This is a genomic window from Nonomuraea sp. NPDC002799 (assembly GCF_053592075.1).
The window spans coordinates 44,028-60,909 of the sequence record NZ_JBSFVA010000039.1 but is presented as its reverse complement, the minus strand read 5'-3'; the positions used below and the strand labels follow the sequence as shown (position 1 = coordinate 60,909).

The 16,882-nt window shown below is 70.8% G+C and carries 14 protein-coding genes; 11 read left to right on the top strand and 3 right to left on the bottom strand.

Annotation, left to right across the window (positions count from 1 at the left end):
* The first annotated feature begins 19 nt into the window (after positions 1 to 19).
* From ACWD0F_RS42935 to ACWD0F_RS42895, 9 genes are all read left to right on the top strand, one after another.
* Positions 20 to 1,891, top strand: coding sequence for an amino acid transporter (locus ACWD0F_RS42935; RefSeq protein ID WP_449887466.1), 1,872 nt, complete (start codon positions 20 to 22; stop codon positions 1,889 to 1,891).
* 141 nt (positions 1,892 to 2,032) lie between these two features.
* Complete coding sequence (locus tag ACWD0F_RS42930) at positions 2,033 to 3,055, top strand: helix-turn-helix transcriptional regulator (RefSeq protein WP_449887464.1); 1,023 nt, start codon at positions 2,033 to 2,035, stop codon at positions 3,053 to 3,055.
* A gap of 233 nt (positions 3,056 to 3,288) precedes the next feature.
* Positions 3,289 to 3,378 (top strand): K(+)-transporting ATPase subunit F, encoded by a 90-nt coding sequence (gene kdpF / locus ACWD0F_RS42925; protein WP_336203760.1) that lies wholly within the window; start codon positions 3,289 to 3,291, stop codon positions 3,376 to 3,378.
* A 20-nt stretch (positions 3,379 to 3,398) separates the two neighbouring features.
* On the top strand, positions 3,399 to 5,039 hold the full coding sequence (gene kdpA, locus ACWD0F_RS42920) for a potassium-transporting ATPase subunit KdpA (protein WP_449887461.1): 1,641 nt from the start codon (positions 3,399 to 3,401) through the stop codon (positions 5,037 to 5,039).
* Position 5,040: 1 nt separating this feature from the next.
* Positions 5,041 to 7,140, top strand: a complete 2,100-nt coding sequence (kdpB, locus tag ACWD0F_RS42915) for a potassium-transporting ATPase subunit KdpB (protein ID WP_449887459.1) — start codon at positions 5,041 to 5,043, stop codon at positions 7,138 to 7,140.
* On the top strand, positions 7,141 to 7,992 hold the full coding sequence (locus ACWD0F_RS42910) for a potassium-transporting ATPase subunit C (protein WP_449887457.1): 852 nt from the start codon (positions 7,141 to 7,143) through the stop codon (positions 7,990 to 7,992).
* Positions 7,989 to 10,535, top strand: coding sequence for a DUF4118 domain-containing protein (locus ACWD0F_RS42905; RefSeq protein WP_449887455.1), 2,547 nt, complete (start codon positions 7,989 to 7,991; stop codon positions 10,533 to 10,535). Before ACWD0F_RS42910 ends, ACWD0F_RS42905 begins: the two co-directional genes overlap by 4 nt.
* Positions 10,532 to 11,200: a response regulator gene (locus tag ACWD0F_RS42900; RefSeq protein ID WP_449887453.1), complete on the top strand. Its 669-nt coding sequence runs from the start codon at positions 10,532 to 10,534 to the stop codon at positions 11,198 to 11,200. The genes ACWD0F_RS42905 and ACWD0F_RS42900 overlap by 4 nt, the downstream gene beginning before the upstream one ends.
* A 118-nt stretch (positions 11,201 to 11,318) precedes the next feature.
* Positions 11,319 to 11,717 carry an ATP-binding protein gene (locus tag ACWD0F_RS42895; protein ID WP_449887451.1) on the top strand — a complete coding sequence of 133 codons (399 nt, stop codon included), beginning with the start codon at positions 11,319 to 11,321 and terminating at the stop codon, positions 11,715 to 11,717.
* A 27-nt stretch (positions 11,718 to 11,744) separates the two neighbouring features.
* On the opposite strand, the gene ACWD0F_RS42890 is transcribed toward ACWD0F_RS42895, so the two are convergent.
* From ACWD0F_RS42890 to ACWD0F_RS42880, 3 genes are read right to left on the bottom strand one after another with little or no spacing between them, the layout of a single operon-like run.
* Complete coding sequence (locus ACWD0F_RS42890; protein WP_449887449.1) at positions 11,745 to 12,173, bottom strand: YbaB/EbfC family nucleoid-associated protein; 429 nt, start codon at positions 12,171 to 12,173, stop codon at positions 11,745 to 11,747.
* A gap of 2 nt (positions 12,174 to 12,175) precedes the next feature.
* Complete coding sequence (locus ACWD0F_RS42885; RefSeq protein WP_449887447.1) at positions 12,176 to 13,057, bottom strand: hypothetical protein; 882 nt, start codon at positions 13,055 to 13,057, stop codon at positions 12,176 to 12,178.
* Complete coding sequence (locus tag ACWD0F_RS42880; RefSeq protein ID WP_449887445.1) at positions 13,048 to 13,377, bottom strand: hypothetical protein; 330 nt, start codon at positions 13,375 to 13,377, stop codon at positions 13,048 to 13,050. The genes ACWD0F_RS42885 and ACWD0F_RS42880 overlap by 10 nt, the downstream gene beginning before the upstream one ends.
* 286 nt (positions 13,378 to 13,663) lie before the next feature.
* Here ACWD0F_RS42880 and ACWD0F_RS42875 point away from each other — a divergent pair, with 286 nt between their 5' ends.
* Together ACWD0F_RS42875 and ACWD0F_RS42870 are read left to right on the top strand one after the other, a co-directional pair.
* Positions 13,664 to 16,171: a polysaccharide lyase family 8 super-sandwich domain-containing protein gene (locus tag ACWD0F_RS42875; protein WP_449887443.1), complete on the top strand. Its 2,508-nt coding sequence runs from the start codon at positions 13,664 to 13,666 to the stop codon at positions 16,169 to 16,171.
* Positions 16,172 to 16,436: 265 nt separating this feature from the next.
* Positions 16,437 to 16,775 (top strand): hypothetical protein, encoded by a 339-nt coding sequence (locus tag ACWD0F_RS42870; protein ID WP_449887441.1) that lies wholly within the window; start codon positions 16,437 to 16,439, stop codon positions 16,773 to 16,775.
* Positions 16,776 to 16,882: the final 107 nt, after the last annotated feature.

Sequence of the window (16,882 nt, the reverse complement as noted above, 5' to 3'; positions counted from 1 at the left end):
GGCCGCTACGGAGGGGACGGTGCGTTCCTGGTTGCTGGAGGGGCTGCAGACCGACCGCAAGCAGATCGAGCACGGCCCCGAGGCGAAGCATCCGTGGTGGCGGGTGATGTGCCTGACCGGCGTGGACTACTTCTCCACGCTGGGCTACCAGCCGGGCATCGCCGCGCTGGCCGCCGGGCTGCTCTCGCCGCTGGCCACGCTCTTCCTGGTGGCGCTGACGCTGCTGGGCGCGCTGCCGGTCTACCGCCGGGTGGCCGCCGAGAGCCCGCACGGGCAGGGCTCGATCGCGATGCTGGAGCGGCTGGCGCCGCAGTGGTGGGGCAAGTTCTTCGTGCTGGCGCTGCTCGGCTTCGCGGCGACCGACTTCGTGATCACGATGACGTTGTCGGCGGCCGACGCGACCGCGCACATCCTGGAGAACCCGTTCGTGCCCGACTTCCTGGCCGGGCAGCGGGTGATCGTCACGCTGGTCCTGCTGGCCGGGCTCGGCGGGGTGTTCCTGATGGGCTTCGGCGAGGCGATCGGCATCGCGGTGCTGCTCGTCTTCGTCTATCTGGGCCTGAACGCGGTCGTGGTCGCCACGGCTCTCGCGCACGTCATCACCGCGCCACAGGTCGTGGTGGACTGGCAGCGGGCGCTCAGCCTGGACTTCAGCAGCCCGCTGGCCATGATCGGCCTGTCGTTGCTGGTGATGCCGAAGCTGGCGCTGGGCATGTCGGGCTTCGAGACCGGGGTCGCGGTGATGCCGGTGGTCAAGGGCGACGTCCGGCAGCGGATCAAGGGCGCCCAGCGCATGCTCACCGTCGCCGCCCTCATCATGAGCGTGTTCCTGATCTGCTCCAGCTTCGTCACCACGGTGCTCATCCCGCACGCGGAGTTCGAGGAAGGGGGCAGGGCGAGCGGGCGGGCGCTGGCCTATCTGGCCCACGGTTACCTGGGTGACTGGTTCGGCACCGTGTACGACGTGTCCACGATCGCGATCCTGTGGTTCGCGGGGGCGTCGGCGATGGCGGGGCTGATCAATCTGGTGCCGCGTTATCTGCCCCGCTACGGCATGGCTCCGGAGTGGACGGGGGCGGTCCGGCCGCTGGTGCTGGTGTTCTCGCTGATCGCGTTCGCCATCACGATCATCTTCGACGCGGACGTGGAGGCGCAGGGCGGCGCGTACGCCACGGGTGTGCTGGTGCTCATGTTGTCGGCGGCGGTGGCGGTGACCCTGTCGGCCCGCAGGCAGGGCCAGCACCGGGCGATGGCCGGGTTCGCCATGATCACGGCGGTGCTGGCGTACACGCTGATCGACAACGTGATCGAGCGGCCGGACGGTGTGAAGATCGCCTCGTTCTTCATCGCGGCCATCATCGTCACGTCGCTGATCTCCCGCGCCACCCGCTCCACCGAGCTGCGCGTCACGGACGTGCGCCTGGATCCGCTGGCCGAGGCGTTCGTCAACGACGCCTGCGGCGACCTCCACGTGATCGCGAACGAGCCGGACCGGCGCGACCAGGACGAGTACCACGACAAGCTTCGTGAGACCTGGCTCAACCACCGGCTGCGCGGCTCCGAGCGGGTGCTGTTCGTGGAGGTGTCGGTGCCGGACGCCTCGGAGTTCGAGACGGAGCTGCACGTCAGGGGCGAGGAGCGGTACGGCCACAAGATCCTCACCATCGAGAGCTCCGCCGTCCCGAACTCGCTCGCGGCCCTGCTGCTCCACCTGCGCGACCGCACCGGCTCGGTGCCGCACATCTACTTCCACTGGACCGAGGGCAACCCGGTCGTGGCGATGTCGCGCTACCTGGTCTTCGGCGGCGGGGACGTGCCGCCGCTGACCCGCGAGGTGCTGCGCCAGGCCGAGCCGGACCTGGAACGCCGCCCGCACGTCCACGTCGGCTGACGATCTCGGACGGTCGACGCGCCGGCCCGCGCGATCGGCGGACGATCTCAGACGGTCATGCGCCGGCCCGCGCGATCGGCTGACGATCTCAGACGGTTAATCCGCTGGCCCGCGCCGTCCGGCGCGGTCCACACTGGGGTCATGGTTACGGTCGGTGATCGGTTGCATCGGGATCTGTGCGCGGCGCTGGTGCCCGGGGCCGGGCTGGAGGCGATCGCCGCGGAGTTGTCACGGGTGATCGCGCCGGTGGTGGCGCACGACGCGCTGCGCTGCGGCGCGATGAACCCGGCGACCGGTCTGGGCATGAGCTCGCTGGCGTTCTGGCATGGATACGCGCCCGATCTCGGTCGCGAGTTGCTGAGTGCGGACGGGGTGGGGGCGGACCTGCGGGAGTTCGATCACCTGGCCCGCCAGGCCCTCCCGGTGGTGGTGGCCGATCCCGGACTCCGCCCGGGCGCGTGCCACCGGGTGCTGGCCAGGCACGGAGCCGGTGCGGAGTTGTGCCTCGCGCTGCGGGACGCGCGCGGTGTGTGGGGAGGGCTCTTCCTGCTGCGGGAGGCGGGCGGGCGGCCGTTCGACGACGGTGACGCGCGGCGGATCGCCGGGGTCGGGCCCGCGCTGATCGCCGCGCTGCGCGGCTATGTGACGGCGGAGCCCGTCATGCCCTCGGCACACGAGCCGCCGCCGGGCATGCTGGTCGTCGGCGCCGACGGCCGGGTCACCGCGTCGACATCCCAGGTGCGGCCGTGGCTGGACGCGCTGACGGCGCAGCAGGCCATCCCGGACTGGCTGCTCGAATCCTCGTTCACCGCCATGGCGGGCGTGGCGCGCGCGCACCCGCGATCCACCCGGTTGTGCGTCCCCTCGGTGGGGTCGGGCTGGTGGACCGCGATCGAGGCGCAGCCGCTCGGCGACGCCGGTGACGTCGCGATCGTGATCCAGCGGGCGAACGGCGCGCTGCTGCTCCCCGCGTTCTGCGACTGGTATCGCGTCACCACCCGCGAACGCCAGATCATGCGGCACCTCTGCACCGGCTCCGCGCCCAAGCAGATCGCCCGCACGCTCGACCTGTCGGTCCACACCGTCAACGACCACCTCAAGGCGATCTTCCGCAAGACCGGCACCGGCGGGCGCGACCAGCTCACGGCGGCCATCAACACGTGACCCGCGGGTGGCGCGTATGAAGTGCGTCAAGAATCGGCCCCCGGCCGTAGGGAAGTCGTCAAGAACGGCAAAACGGCCTTTTTCTGGGGTTTTCCTTGGTCTGCAACCGCTCATTCCGGGCGGTAAGGATTGTTCCAGAGCTGAGGAGTCGGGATGGCTGACGTCATCTTCGTCGCCCTGACGATCGCGATCTTCGTGATCTTCGGGTACGTGGTGAAGGCGGTGGAGCGCCTGTGAGCGCGATCAACGCCACCGGTCTTGTGGTCGTCGTCGCACTGGTGATCTTCATGGTCGCCGCGCTGCTGTTCCCGGAGCGTTTCTGATGAGCCCCACCGTCGCAGGGATGATCTTCATCGCCTCCCTGATCGCCGTGCTGGCCCTGGTGCACAAGCCGCTGGGCGACTACATGTACCGGGTCTACACGACCACCAAGCACAACGTCGCCGAGCGGGGCGTCTACCGGCTGCTCGGGGTGCGGGCCGACGCCGAGCAGAGCTGGGGCGTCTACGCCCGCAGCCTGCTGGCGTTCTCGGTGATCTCCATCCTCGTCGTGTACGGCCTCCAGCGGCTGCAGGACAAGCTGCCGCTGAGCCTGGGCATGGCGCCGGTCACCGACCACATCGCCTGGAACACCGCGATCAGCTTCGTCACCAACACCAACTGGCAGAGCTACTCGGGCGAGTCCACGATGGGTCACCTGACCCAGATGGCCGCCCTGGCCGTGCAGAACTTCGTGTCGGCGTCGGTGGGCATGGCGGTGGCGATCGCGCTGGTGCGCGGCTTCGCCCGCCGCAGGTCCGAGACGATCGGCAACTTCTGGGTGGACCTGGTCCGCGGCTCGATCCGGATCCTGCTGCCGATCGCGTTCGTCGGCGCGCTCGTCCTGGTGGCCGGCGGCCTGATCCAGAACTTCTCCGGCCTGCACGAGGTGACCACGCTGACCGGCGGCACGCAGGCGATCACCGGCGGCCCGGTCGCCTCGCAGGAGGTCATCAAGGAGCTGGGCACCAACGGCGGCGGCTTCTACAACGCCAACTCCTCGCACCCGTTCGAGAACGCGGCGAGCTGGACCAACTGGTTCGAGATCTTCCTCATCCTGGTGATCCCGTTCGCGCTGCCGCGTACCTTCGGCAAGATGGTCGGCCAGGTCCGGCAGGGCTACGCCATCCTCGCCGTGATGGGCATCCTGGCGCTGGCCAGCGTGCTGCTCACCAACGTCTTCGAGCTGAGCGGGAACGCGACCGTGCCGCAGGCGGTGGGCGCGGCCATGGAGGGCAAGGAGCTGCGCTTCGGCGTCTCGAACTCGGCCACCTTCGGCGCCGCCACGACGCTGACGAGCACCGGCGCGGTGGACTCCTTCCACGACTCCTACACGCCGTTCGGCGGCATGATGACGATGTTCAACATGATGCTCGGCGAGGTCGCCCCCGGCGGCGTCGGCGCGGGTCTGTACGGCATGCTCATCCTCGCCGTCATCACCGTCTTCGTGGCGGGCCTGATGGTCGGCCGCACGCCCGAATACCTGGGCAAGAAGATCGGCGCCCGCGAGATCAAGCTCGCCTCGCTGTACTTCCTGGTCACCCCGACGCTCGTGCTGATCGGCACGGCGTTCGCGATGGGCTCCGCCGAGCAGCGCGCGAGCATGCTCAACTCGGGCCCGCACGGCCTGTCGGAGATCCTCTACGCCTTCACCAGCGCCTCCAACAACAACGGCTCCGCCTTCGCCGGCCTCACGGTCAACACCCCGTGGTACGACGTGGCGCTCGGCCTGTGCATGGTCTTCGGCCGCTTCCTGCCGATCATCCTGGTGCTGGCGCTGGCCGGCTCACTGGCCCGGCAGTCACCCGTGCCCGAGGGCGCCGGAACGTTGCCGACCCACCGGCCGCAGTTCGTCGGCATGGTCGTCGGCGTGACGATCATCCTGGTCGCCCTCACCTTCCTCCCGGCACTCGCGCTCGGCCCCATCGCAGAAGGACTGTCCTGATATGTCAACCCCCGTGCTGGAGAAGGCCGCGCAGCGGAACGGCCGCGTGGGCGGCGGCCTGCTGGATCCCCGGCAGATGCTCCAATCGTTGCCGGACGCGCTGAAGAAGCTCAACCCCGCCACACTGTGGCGTAACCCCGTCATGCTCATCGTGGAGATCGGCGCGGTGTTCAGCACCGTGCTGGCCGTCCTCGACCCGTCGTTCTTCGCCTGGGCCATCGTCGTGTGGCTCTGGCTGACCGTGATCTTCGCCAACCTGGCCGAGGCCGTGGCCGAGGGACGCGGCAAGGCGCAGGCGGCCACCCTGCGCAAGGCCAAGACCGACACCACCGCCCGCCGGCTGAAGAGCCGGACCTCGGCCGAGTGGGACACCGTCGGCGCGCCCGAGCTCAAGCAGGGCGACTTCGTCGTCGTCGAGGCCGGGGAGACCATCCCGGGCGACGGCGACGTGGTCGACGGCATCGCGAGCGTGGACGAGTCGGCCATCACCGGCGAGTCCGCCCCCGTCATCCGCGAGTCCGGCGGCGACCGGTCGGCGGTCACCGGCGGCACCAAGGTGCTGTCCGACAAGATCGTCGTGCAGATCACCCAGAAGCCCGGCGAGAGCTTCATCGACCGGATGATCGCCCTCGTCGAGGGCGCGAACCGGCAGAAGACGCCGAACGAGATCGCGCTCAACATCCTGCTCTCCGCCTTGACGATCATCTTCCTGATCGCCACCGTCACCATGCAGCCGCTGGCCGTCTACTCCAAGCTGATCAACCCGGGCGTGCCGGACTCGCTCGCGCTCGACGGGAACGGCGTCACCGGCGTCGTGCTGGTGTCGCTGCTGGTCTGCCTCATCCCGACCACCATCGGGGCGTTGTTGTCGGCGATCGGCATCGCGGGCATGGACCGCCTGGTGCAGCGCAACGTGCTGGCCATGTCGGGCCGCGCGGTCGAGGCGGCGGGCGACGTGTCCACGCTGCTGCTGGACAAGACCGGCACGATCACGCTGGGCAACCGGCAGGCGGCCGAGTTCGTCCCGGTCGCCGGGATCACCGAGCAGGAGCTGGCCGAGGCGGCGCAGTTGTCCAGCCTCGCCGACGCCACCCCCGAGGGCCGCTCGATCGTGGTGTTCGCCAAGGAGCGCTACGGCCTGCGCGAGCGGGAGATCCAGGGCGCCGAGTGGGTGCAGTTCACCGCGCAGACCCGCATGTCGGGGGTGAACCTGGAGGGCCGCGAGGTCCGCAAGGGCGCCGCCACGGCGGTGATGAAGTGGGTACGCGACGCCGGCGGTCACCCGACCGACGACATCGGCCACGTCGTGGACGGCATCTCGGCCTCCGGCGGCACCCCGCTGGTGGTGGCCGAGAAGGGCCGGGTCCTCGGGGTGATCCACCTCAAGGACGTGGTCAAGCAGGGCATGCGGGAGCGCTTCGACGAGATGCGCCGGATGGGCATCCGCACCGTCATGATCACCGGTGACAACCCGCTGACCGCCAAGGCCATCGCGGACGAGGCCGGGGTGGACGACTTCCTGGCCGAGGCCACGCCGGAGGACAAGCTGGCGCTGATCAAGAAGGAGCAGGAGGGCGGCCGGCTGGTCGCGATGACCGGCGACGGCACCAACGACGCCCCCGCCCTGGCCCAGTCGGACGTCGGCGTCGCCATGAACACCGGCACCAGCGCCGCCAAAGAGGCCGGCAACATGGTCGACCTCGACTCCAACCCGACCAAGCTCATCGAGATCGTCGAGATCGGCAAGCAGCTCCTCATCACGCGCGGCGCGCTGACCACGTTCTCGATCGCCAACGACATCGCGAAGTACTTCGCGATCATCCCGGCCATGTTCGCGGCCGTCTACCCGGGCCTGGACGCGCTCAACATCATGCGCCTGGCCAGCCCGCAGTCGGCCGTCCTGTCGGCGGTCATCTTCAACGCGATCATCATCGTCGCGCTGATCCCGCTGGCGCTGCGCGGGGTGCGCTACCGCCCCTCCAGCGCCTCCAAGCTCCTGTCGCGCAACCTGTACGTCTACGGCCTGGGCGGCATCGTCGCGCCGTTCGTCGGCATCAAGATCATCGACCTTCTGATCCAGTTCCTTCCGGGGATGAGCTAAATGGAACGTCTGCCCAGCTGGCTCCGCCAGCACCTCGCCGCGATCAGGGCGGTCGCCGTCCTGACCGTGCTGCTCGGCCTGATCTACCCCCTGGTCACCACCGGCGTCGCCCAGGCGCTGTTCAACGGCCACGCCAACGGCTCCATGGTCGAGGGTGGTCGCGGCAGCGCGCTCATCGGCCAGTCCTTCACCGACGCCGACGGCAACCCGGTCAAGAAGTACTTCCAGTCCCGGCCGTCGGCCGCCGGTGACGGCTACGACCCGACCTCGACCAGCGCCAGTAACCTGGGCCCCGAGGACGTCGTGGACACGTTGCCGGTGCCCGGCGCCAAGGACGAGGAGGGCAATCCGGATGAGGGCAAGCAGTCGCTGCTCACCCAGGTGTGCGCCCGGTCCAAGGCGGCCGGTGAGCTGGAGGGCGTCAGCGGCGCCCGCCCGTACTGCGCCCCCGACGGGGTCGGCGCGGTGCTGAAGGTCTTCGCGGACCGGGCCGTCAGCGTCAACCAGGCCTGCCCGGCCGCGCCCTTCGTCACCTCCTACCAGGGGCTGCCGGTGGCGTGCGGCAAGCCGGGCGAGGACTACGCGGCCGGCCGGACCGTGCCCGTGCGCGGGAACGTGACCACCGCGGAGGTCCCGGCCGACGCGGTCACCGCCAGCGGCTCCGGCCTCGACCCGCACATCTCCGTCGCCTACGCCGACCTCCAGGCGCCCCGCGTGGCCAAGGAACGCGGCATCGCCCTGGAGCGGGTCAAGACGCTGATCGGCGAGCACACCACCGGCCGGGCGCTCGGCTTCATGGGCGAACCCGCCGTCAACGTGCTCGAACTCAACCTGGCGCTCGACCGCTCATGACCAGGGGCCGCCTGCGGGTCTACCTCGGGGCGGCGCCCGGGGTGGGCAAGACGTACGCGATGCTCGGCGAGGGCCGGCGTGGGCTGGATCGCGGCCGGGACGTGGTCGTGGGGTTCGTCGAGACCCACGGCCGCGCCCGCACCGCCGCCCTGCTGGAGGACATGGAGGTGATCCCGCGCAAGACGATCGTCTACCGGGGCGCCACCTTCACCGAGCTGGACGTGGCCGCGGTCATCGACCGGGCGCCCAAGGTCGCGCTGATCGACGAGCTGGCCCACACCAACGTGCCCGGCTCGAAGAACGTCAAGCGCTGGCAGGACATCGACGAGCTCCTCGACGCCGGCATCGACGTCATCTCCACGGTGAACGTCCAGCACCTGGAGTCGGTCAACGACGTCGTCCAGGAGATCACCGGCGTGCCGCAGCGGGAGACCGTGCCGGATGAGGTGGTGCGCCGCGCCGACCAGGTCGAGCTGGTCGACATGGCGCCCGAGGCGCTGCGCCGCCGGATGGCGCACGGCAACGTCTACGCCCCGGCCAAGGTCGACGCCGCCCTGTCGAACTACTTCCGCGTCGGCAACCTGACCGCGCTGCGCGAGCTGGCGCTGTTGTGGGTGGCCGGCAAGGTGGACGACCAGCTCGACCGCTACCGCGCCGACCACGGCATCGCCAGCACGTGGGAGGCGCGCGAGCGGGTGGTGGTCGCGCTGACCGGCGGCCCCGAGGGCGACACCCTGGTACGCAGGGCCGCCCGCATCGCCGCCCGCACCAAGGGCGCCGACCTGCTCGCGGTCCACGTCACCAGCGCCGACGGGCTGGCCGGAGCCGATCCGGCCAGCCTGGCCCGCCAGCGCACCCTGGTCGAGGACATGGGCGGCACCTACCACCAGGTCGTCGGCGACGACATCCCGCGCGCGCTGCTCGACTTCGCCCGCGGCGTCAACGCCACCCAGCTCGTCCTCGGCGCCTCCCGCAGGGGCCGGTTCGCCCAGCTCTTCGCGCGTGGCGTCGGGGTCGAGACCACGGCCAGGTCGGGCTCGATCGACGTCCACATGATCACCCATGACGAGGCCAAGCGCGGCCGCCGCCGGCCGGTACGCTCGCGCGCCGCGCTGACCCGCACCCGGCGGCTGAGCGGCTGGGCGCTCGCGGTGGCCGGGATGCCGCTGCTGACCGCCGTGCTGACGCCCTTTCGCGACATGTTGTCGCTGCCGAGTGAGATCCTGTTCTTCCTCTGCCTGACCGTGGGGGTGGCACTCGCGGGCGGCATGTGGCCGGCCATCACCGCGGCCGTCGGCGGGTCGTTGCTGCTCAACTGGTTCTTCACGCCGCCGATCGGCGAGTTCACCATCTCCGATCCGGAGAGCCTGTTCGCGCTGCTGGTGTTCGTGCTGGTGGCGGCGGCGGTGAGCACGATCGTGGACATCGCCGCCCGCCGCGCCCGCGAGGCCGCCCGCGCCAGCGCCGACGCCGAGCTGCTGTCCACGCTGGCCGGGCACGTGCTGCGCGGCCAGGCCGCCGTGCCGTCGCTGCTGGAACGCATGCGCGAGACGTTCGGCCTGACCTCGGTCACCCTGCTGGAACGCCGCCCCGAAGCCGCGCGCACCCCGGACGACCAGTCCGACCCGGACGTCTGGCGGATCGTGGCCACCTCCGGCGGCGCGCCGTCGACGTGCCCGGGGCAGTCCGACACCGACGTGGTCATCGACGAGGACATGATCCTGGCCGCCCAGGGCGGGCCGCTGGACGCCGCCGACCGCACGGTGCTGGAGGCGTTCGCCGCCGAGGTCGCCGTCGCGCTGCGCCAGGAACGCCTGCAGGAGGCCGCCGAGCAGGCCAGGCCGCTGGCCGAGGCCGACAAGATGCGCACCGCGCTGCTCGCCGCCGTCAGCCACGACCTGCGCACCCCGCTCGCCTCGGCCAAGGCCGCCGTGGAGAGCCTCGGCAACACCGGCATCGCCTGGAGCGACCACGACCGCGCCGAGCTGCTGGCCACCGCCGGGGAGTCGCTCGACAAGCTGGCCCGGCTGGTGGCCAACCTGCTCGACATGAGCCGCCTGCAGGCCGGCGTGCTCGGCGCGACGCCGCAGCCGATCGCGCTGGAGGAGATCGTCCCGCGCGCCATCGACGACCTCGGCCCGCTGCGCGACCGGATCGAGGGCGACATCTCCATCGAGCTGCCCGACATCCTCGCCGACCCGGCCCTGCTGGAGCGCGTCCTGGTCAACCTCATGGCGAACGCGATCCGCTACAGCCCACCGGACAAGACGGTGCTGATCAGCGCGAGCTGGTACGGCGACCATGTGGACATCCGCGTCATGGACCGCGGCCCCGGCATCCCGCCGGAGGCGCACGACCGCGTCTTCCAGCCGTTCCAGCGGCTCGGCGACCGTGACAACCATTCGGGCGTCGGCCTGGGCCTGGCGCTCTCACGCGGTCTGACCGAGGCGATGGGCGGCACGCTCGTACCCGAAGAGACACCAGGGGGAGGTCTCACCATGATCCTGACACTGCCCATCTCCAGCCGAACGGGGACGTCGTGACGCGTATCCTCGTCGTCGACGACGAACCGCAGATCCTGCGCGCCCTGCGCATCAACCTGGCCGCCCGCCACTACGAGGTGGACGTCGCCGGCGACGGCGCCTCCGCGCTGCGCGCCGCCGTCGACAGCGCACCCGACCTGGTCATCCTCGATCTCGGGCTGCCCGATCTGGACGGCGTGGACGTCATCCACGGCCTGCGCGGCTGGACCTCCATCCCGATCATCGTGCTGTCCGGCCGGGCCGGCAACCAGGACAAGATCGACGCCCTGGACGCGGGGGCCGACGACTACGTCACCAAACCGTTCGGCATCGACGAACTGCTGGCCCGGGTGCGGGCGGTGACCCGGCGCGCCTCCATCCAGGAAGCCGAGCTGGCCAGCATCGCCATCGGCGAGCACGTCATCGACCTGACCAACAAAACCATCTCCAGCGACGTCCGCCTCACCCCGACCGAATGGCACATCCTGGAGCTGCTGCTGCGCCACCCCGGCAAGCTGATCAGCCAGCGGCAGATCCTGACCGAGGTATGGGGCTCCAAGTTCGTCAAGGAGACCCACTACCTGCGCCAGTACATGGCTCAGATCCGCCGCAAACTCGAACCCGACCCCGCCCACCCCGCACACCTGTTCACCGAACCCGGCATGGGCTACCGCTTCAAACCATGACCTCGCCCGGCCGGAAAGCGGCGGTGGTGTTTGCCGATCTGTCGGGGGGAAGCTGGGGAAGTCCGCGCACAACAGAACCGAACGTCCACCCGGGGCTGGCGATGAGACGATGGAATCCGTGTTGCGCTGTCCTATCAGCGCTGATCTTGACCGTATCCGCCACCAGATACGCCTCCACGCCCGCGACAGCGGGCTGAGCGGGGAGCGGTTAGACGATCTGGTGCTGGCGGTCAACGAAGCGGTCACCAACGTGCTCGACCACGGAGGCGCGGACGGCACCATCACCGCCCGGGGCGGTCCTCATGGGGTCACCGTGGAGGTGCTCGACCAGGCCGGCCGCCTGACGCGCGACCATCTGGCCGAGGCCAAAGTCGACCCGACCGGTTCGCACGGCTTCGGCCTGTGGACGATCCAGCATCTGTGCGACGAGGTCCACGTCGATCAGGAGAACGGCGGCTCGCGGCTGAGCCTGCACATGTGCCACCCGCAGCCGAGAAACGGCCGGAGACCCGCCTGACGGTCCGCGCACTCGATGATGCCCTGGTCAGGGGCGGAGCAGGGCGCGTACCCGGTCGATCGTGGCGCCGGCGCGCTCCAGGTTCTCCTGGAGCGTGCCGGTGGCGTCGCGGAGTTGCCCGGCGACCCGCCGCCGGTCGGCGAGGAGGCTGTTCTCCGCGCCCAGGAAGTCTTCGGCGGCCGCGCGTTCCTCGGCCTCGGCCCGCTCGCGCGCCTGGTGGATCAGATCGAGGATGGTCTCGGCGAGCCGCCTCGCGTCCATGCGCAGGGCGCGGGGGTCCAGGCGCAGGTCCTGTACGCCGGACGCGCAGCCGTACTCGACGCTCACCCAGCCGTCCCTGGACTCGGCGCGGGCCGTCGCGGCGGCGCGCGGCCACCGGCCGAGCCGGCTGTAAAGGTGGTCGGCGTCGGCGGCGAGCCGTTCGGGGTCGAGGCCGAGTGCCTGCTTGAAGTCCACGATCACTCCCAGGGGAAGGTGTAGGTGCCGTCGGCGGCCTGCTGCGGCACGTATCGGCCGGTGAGCGTCTGGCTGCCGCCGGTGACGTCGTTGACCGCCTTGGCGCCCGCCAGTTGCGGCAGGCCGGGCGGCAGCGGCGACCCCGGGCGGGCGGGGTGGCGGCCGCTGAGGCCGTGCGCCGTCAGGTCGCGCTCGATCCGGTTGGCGGTGCCCCAGACCAGCATGGGGCCCTGGGCGAAGGTCGCCGCGGCGAGGTCGTCCAGGGCGCGTTCGTCACCGCGGGCGACGGCCGCGCCCACGTCCACGGCGACGGTCGCGGTCAGCGCGGCGGCGCAGCCGTGCAACAGCGTGTCCATCGCCGACTCGATCGCCTGGTAACCCTCGAAGAGCTTGAGCAGGCACCGCGTGGCCAGGACGCGGGCGCCGGCCAGGCCGAGCGGCGTGACGGCGGCGGTCAGCACCCAGGCGGCCACCGCCGCCATGGCCGCCGCGGTCAGGAACTGGAACAGGATCATCGCCGCCAGCGCGGCCCCGGCGGTGTACAGGGTGAGGGCGGTGACGACGGCGCGGAGCTCGACGCCGCGCAGGCCGGCGAGGTAGGCGTCCATGCGGCGCTGGAAGGCCCGGCCGTCGTCGCTGCGCCAGCTCGTCGTGGCCACCCCGGCGACGAGGGTCTCGACGTTCAGCCGGGCTTCGGCCACGTCGTCCTGAACCGCCTGCCAGGTCCCGGCCGCGTCGAAGAAGGACTGCGGATCGTACTGGTGGATGTACATCCGGCCCACGAACGGCCATCCGGCCGGCACGCCGAGCGCCGACAACGTCAGCGCCGCGCCCGTGCCCACCATGAGGCCGCTGCGGCCCAGGCCGGCGAAGCTCAGCTCCATGTGAGGGAGCTCGCGTGCTCGGCGTGCCGCCACGTGGTGAGGGAGGCCGTCATGCCGTCCTGGATCCGGGCGATGTCGTCGGCGCGGTGGCGCGTCTCCGTCAACGTCAGCGCCTCGACCTCGCTGTACGCCAGCGCCAGCGAGTAGGTGAACGAGGTGAAGGCCGACTCCACCACCGTCAGAGCGACCAGGCGGGGCGGCACCCGGTCGAGCGGCCTGGCCGCCTCGGGCAGGCGGGCCCTGATCTCCGCAAGCCTGGAGCGCTCGATCTCCACTTCATCGGGGTCCTCTGGGCTCCATGGGCCCGGCTGCATCGGCATGTGTGGCCTTCGTTCGTGCTGGTGATCGTTCCAGCCTGGCTCGGGGCGGCCCCGGCCGGGCCGGTTCTGACGGAACCCCTACGCGAACACGGCGCCCGACCGCGCGTTCTTGACGCCGCCGGCCGTGCACGCGGTGCGCCGCCGGGGGCGGTCCGGCCCGGCGTGCGCTGGTCGTATCAGCCCCGCTGACCGATCGGCAGGATCGCGGCCTGGTGGACTTCCGGGCCGGAAAAGGTAGATCATGAAGGCTGCCCCCCGGCATATCCTTCGACGGCCTGGAGCCCGCGTGCCGCACTTGTCTCGTCGCCAGGTTCTCTCCCTGATCCCCGCCGCCGGTCTGCTGGCCGCAGCCGCTCCCTCGCGCGCCGCGGCGGGGATCGACCACGCACGGCTGCTCGCCAACACCGTGTCGATCTTCGCGGGCACCCCGGAGGTCAATGCCCGTCCCGAGGTCGCCGGAAAGATCGCGGCGATGGCCCGGACCGCCGGTCAGCGGCTCACGGCCATGGACCAGGCGGCCGGCGGCGAGCTGTTCGCCGGCCTCACGCTGGGCACCGACGACGTCAACCTGCGGCTGGCCTACCAGTACCTGTACGAGATCGTGCTGGCGACCCGCACACCGGGCGGCGAGCTCGACGGCGACACCGCGGCGCAGCGGCGGGCCCGCGACGGCCTGCTCTGGCTGCACGAGCGTTACTTCGCCGACCAGCCGGCGGGCTACTACGGCAACTGGCACAACTGGGAGATCGGCATCCCCACCCACGTGAGCAGGACGCTGGCCCTGCTGCCCGAGGGGTTACGGGAGGAACGACCCGGTCTGACGGCCACCTACATCGCCTCGATGGACGCCTACCTGCGCGCCGGCAAGGACGGCGACGTCGACCTCGACTCCCGCTTCCACACGGGTGCGAACCTGGCCGACATCACCGCGAACCGGATCCTGCAGGGCGCGCTCACCGGCGACGACGCCCGCGTCGCCAAGGCCATCGCCGACCAGGTCACCGTCTTCGCCACGATCGACCCCTACGACCTCCAGCACGGGGTCACCGACGGCTACTACCGCGACGGCTCCTTCATCCAGCACCACTCGGTCGCCTACACCGGCTCCTACGGGCGGGCGCTGCTGACCCGCGTCGTCCAGACCCTCAAGACGCTGGAGGGCGCGACGAGCGAGGCCGCGTCCGGGGAGCTGCCCGGCACGGTGTACCGCTGGATCGCCGACGGCTTCGCCCCGCTGGTCTTCGAGGGGTGGATGATGGAGATCGTCAAGGGACGGGCGGTCTCGCGCACCACCACCGGCTACGCCGACGTCGGGGTGATCGTGGAGGCCGTCGCCGACCTGGCCGACCACGTCGGAGCGGCCGGCGCGCTCGCGCTGAAGAAGTACGTCAGGTTCCTGCCGGCCGCCGACACGGCCGCCTTCGTCTCCCCGGTCAGCATCGCCCGCTACGCGGCCATCCGCGCCGACTCCGCCGTCCCGGCCGCCGATCTGAACCCGGCCGAGCGGTGCGTGGCGTTCAACGCCATGGATCGGACCGTGCACCGCCGCCCCGGTTACGCCTTCGCCCTGGCGCGCAGCTCCGACCGGATCAGCAAGTACGAGTACATGAACGGCGAGAACCTCATGCCCTGGTTCCAGGGCGACGGGGCGTACTACCTCTACCTCGCGGGCGAGGACCAGCGCGAGGTCTTCGGCGTCGACTACTACACGGCCGTCTCGCCGTACCGGCTGGCCGGAGTCACCGCGCCGGTGGAGGAGCGGCGGACGGTGCCCGAGTCGTACGGCCGGTTCTGGTACGAGAACCCCGGCCACCCGCTCAACTTCACCTCCTCCTCGGAGTCCCAGAACACCTACGTGTACTTCCCCCGCGCCGGGAACGCCTTCTCCGGCGGCGCGACGCTCGGCGCGTACGGCGCGGCCGGCCTGGTCCAGTCCGACGACGCCGCCTACACCGCCAAGCAGGCGGGCATCCTGCCGGACGACTTCGTCGCCTACCGCAACGCCCGCGCGACCAAGTCCTGGTTCATGCTCGACGACGAGATCGTGGTGCTGGCGGCGGGCGTCTCCGGTCAGGGCGGCCGCGCCGCGGTGACCACCGTGGACAGCCGCATCGCCGCGCCCGGTGACACGGTCGCGCTGACCGGCGAGCGCTGGACCGGCGGGGCCTGGCAGGCGGGCGACACCACGCCGCCGCGCTGGTTGCGCTACGCCAACGGCACCCGCCGCACCTCGGTCGGCTACGCCTTCCTCACCAGGCAGCCCGTCGCGGCCGGTCTGGAGACGGTGACCCGCAGCCGCAGAGTCGTGCGCACGGCCAACCCCGACACCAGCGTGACCAAGAACGTGTTCACCGCCTCGGTCGCCCACCCCGCCGCCGGGGACGCCCCGGCCCTGGCCTACGCCCTGCTCCCGAACGCGACCGAGGCCCGCCTGCGCGATTACGCGGACGGCCCGCTGACCGTCCTGGCCAACAACCGGCAGGTGCAGGCGATCAGGCACAGGGCCCTCGGTCTCGTCGCCGCGAACGTCTTCGCCGACGGCCCGCGCCACGTCGAGCGCCTGCTCATCGACGGCCCGGCCTCGGTCATCGTCCGGTCCGGCGAACGCACGGTCGTCGCCCTGTCCGACCCCACGACGCGACGCGACCGCGTCAGCGTCGTCCTGCTCGGCAGGTCTCTCAGGCTCGACACGGCCGACGACGGGGTGACCGTGCGACGCGTGCCGGGCGGCACCCTGATCCAGGCGACGACCCGCCACCTCCACGGCCGCACCCTCACCGCCACCCTGCGCTGACGCCCGTTGCCGTGGGTTCCGCGGTGCGTACTGTTATTCATGAGATCTATGGGCTTTGACGGGTTGTTTGGGTTTAAGGAGGTAACTGAGAATATGTGCATGGGTACGTCTGCTTAAGTCTGGCGCCCTTCAGCAAGAAGGGGGTGCCGGATTCCGGCCGAAATATCCATGAAGGAAACGAGAGCACGTGAATACTAAGATTCGGCAGACGCCGCGCCTTGGACGGCTCGCGGCGGTAGCCCTGACGGGCGCAGTCGCCAGTGTCATGCTCCTTCCCCTGGGCATGGGGGTGGCCAGCGCGAACGCCGGCTTCTCCACCGTCCAGGCCGGGGGCCCGCCGTCCGCGCCGGCGCGGCATGTCTCGAAGCCGACGTACGTTCACCACGAGAAGCCGATCCTGCGCAGCCCGCGCTGGCGCCCCCCGAACATCGACATCTTCGTGCACAACCGCAACCACTCCCGCAACGACCGGCACCACGTCGAGAAGCGGCACGAGGAGGTCAAGCCCGACCCGGTGAAGGAGGAGAAGGTCGAGGAGTACAAGGCTCCTGAGCAGGAGAAGTACGACGACGGCAAGTGGTGGTGGCCGGACGAGCTGCGCTGACCTCCGAAAGGAGCGCGCGCTCGCGGCGGCGAGTGAGATGTAGCCGCCGGTGCAGCCGCCCGCAGGACGGGCGATGTCGTGGGGCGGGGCCGCTTCTCGTCGATGGA

Bases quoted from the DNA above. Each gene is read 5' to 3' on its own strand.
- ACWD0F_RS42880 (WP_449887445.1), bottom strand. From the start codon at position 13,377: ATGCCGATGCAGCCGGGCCCATGGAGCCCAGAGGACCCCGATGAAGTG.
- kdpA (WP_449887461.1), top strand. From the start codon at position 3,399: ATGATCTTCATCGCCTCCCTGATCGCCGTGCTGGCCCTGGTGCACAAG.
- ACWD0F_RS42910 (WP_449887457.1), top strand. From the start codon at position 7,141: ATGGAACGTCTGCCCAGCTGGCTCCGCCAGCACCTCGCCGCGATCAGG.
- ACWD0F_RS42930 (WP_449887464.1), top strand. From the start codon at position 2,033: ATGGTTACGGTCGGTGATCGGTTGCATCGGGATCTGTGCGCGGCGCTG.
- ACWD0F_RS42905 (WP_449887455.1), top strand. From the start codon at position 7,989: ATGACCAGGGGCCGCCTGCGGGTCTACCTCGGGGCGGCGCCCGGGGTG.
- ACWD0F_RS42885 (WP_449887447.1), bottom strand. From the start codon at position 13,057: ATGGAGCTGAGCTTCGCCGGCCTGGGCCGCAGCGGCCTCATGGTGGGC.
- kdpB (WP_449887459.1), top strand. From the start codon at position 5,041: ATGTCAACCCCCGTGCTGGAGAAGGCCGCGCAGCGGAACGGCCGCGTG.
- ACWD0F_RS42870 (WP_449887441.1), top strand. From the start codon at position 16,437: ATGCTCCTTCCCCTGGGCATGGGGGTGGCCAGCGCGAACGCCGGCTTC.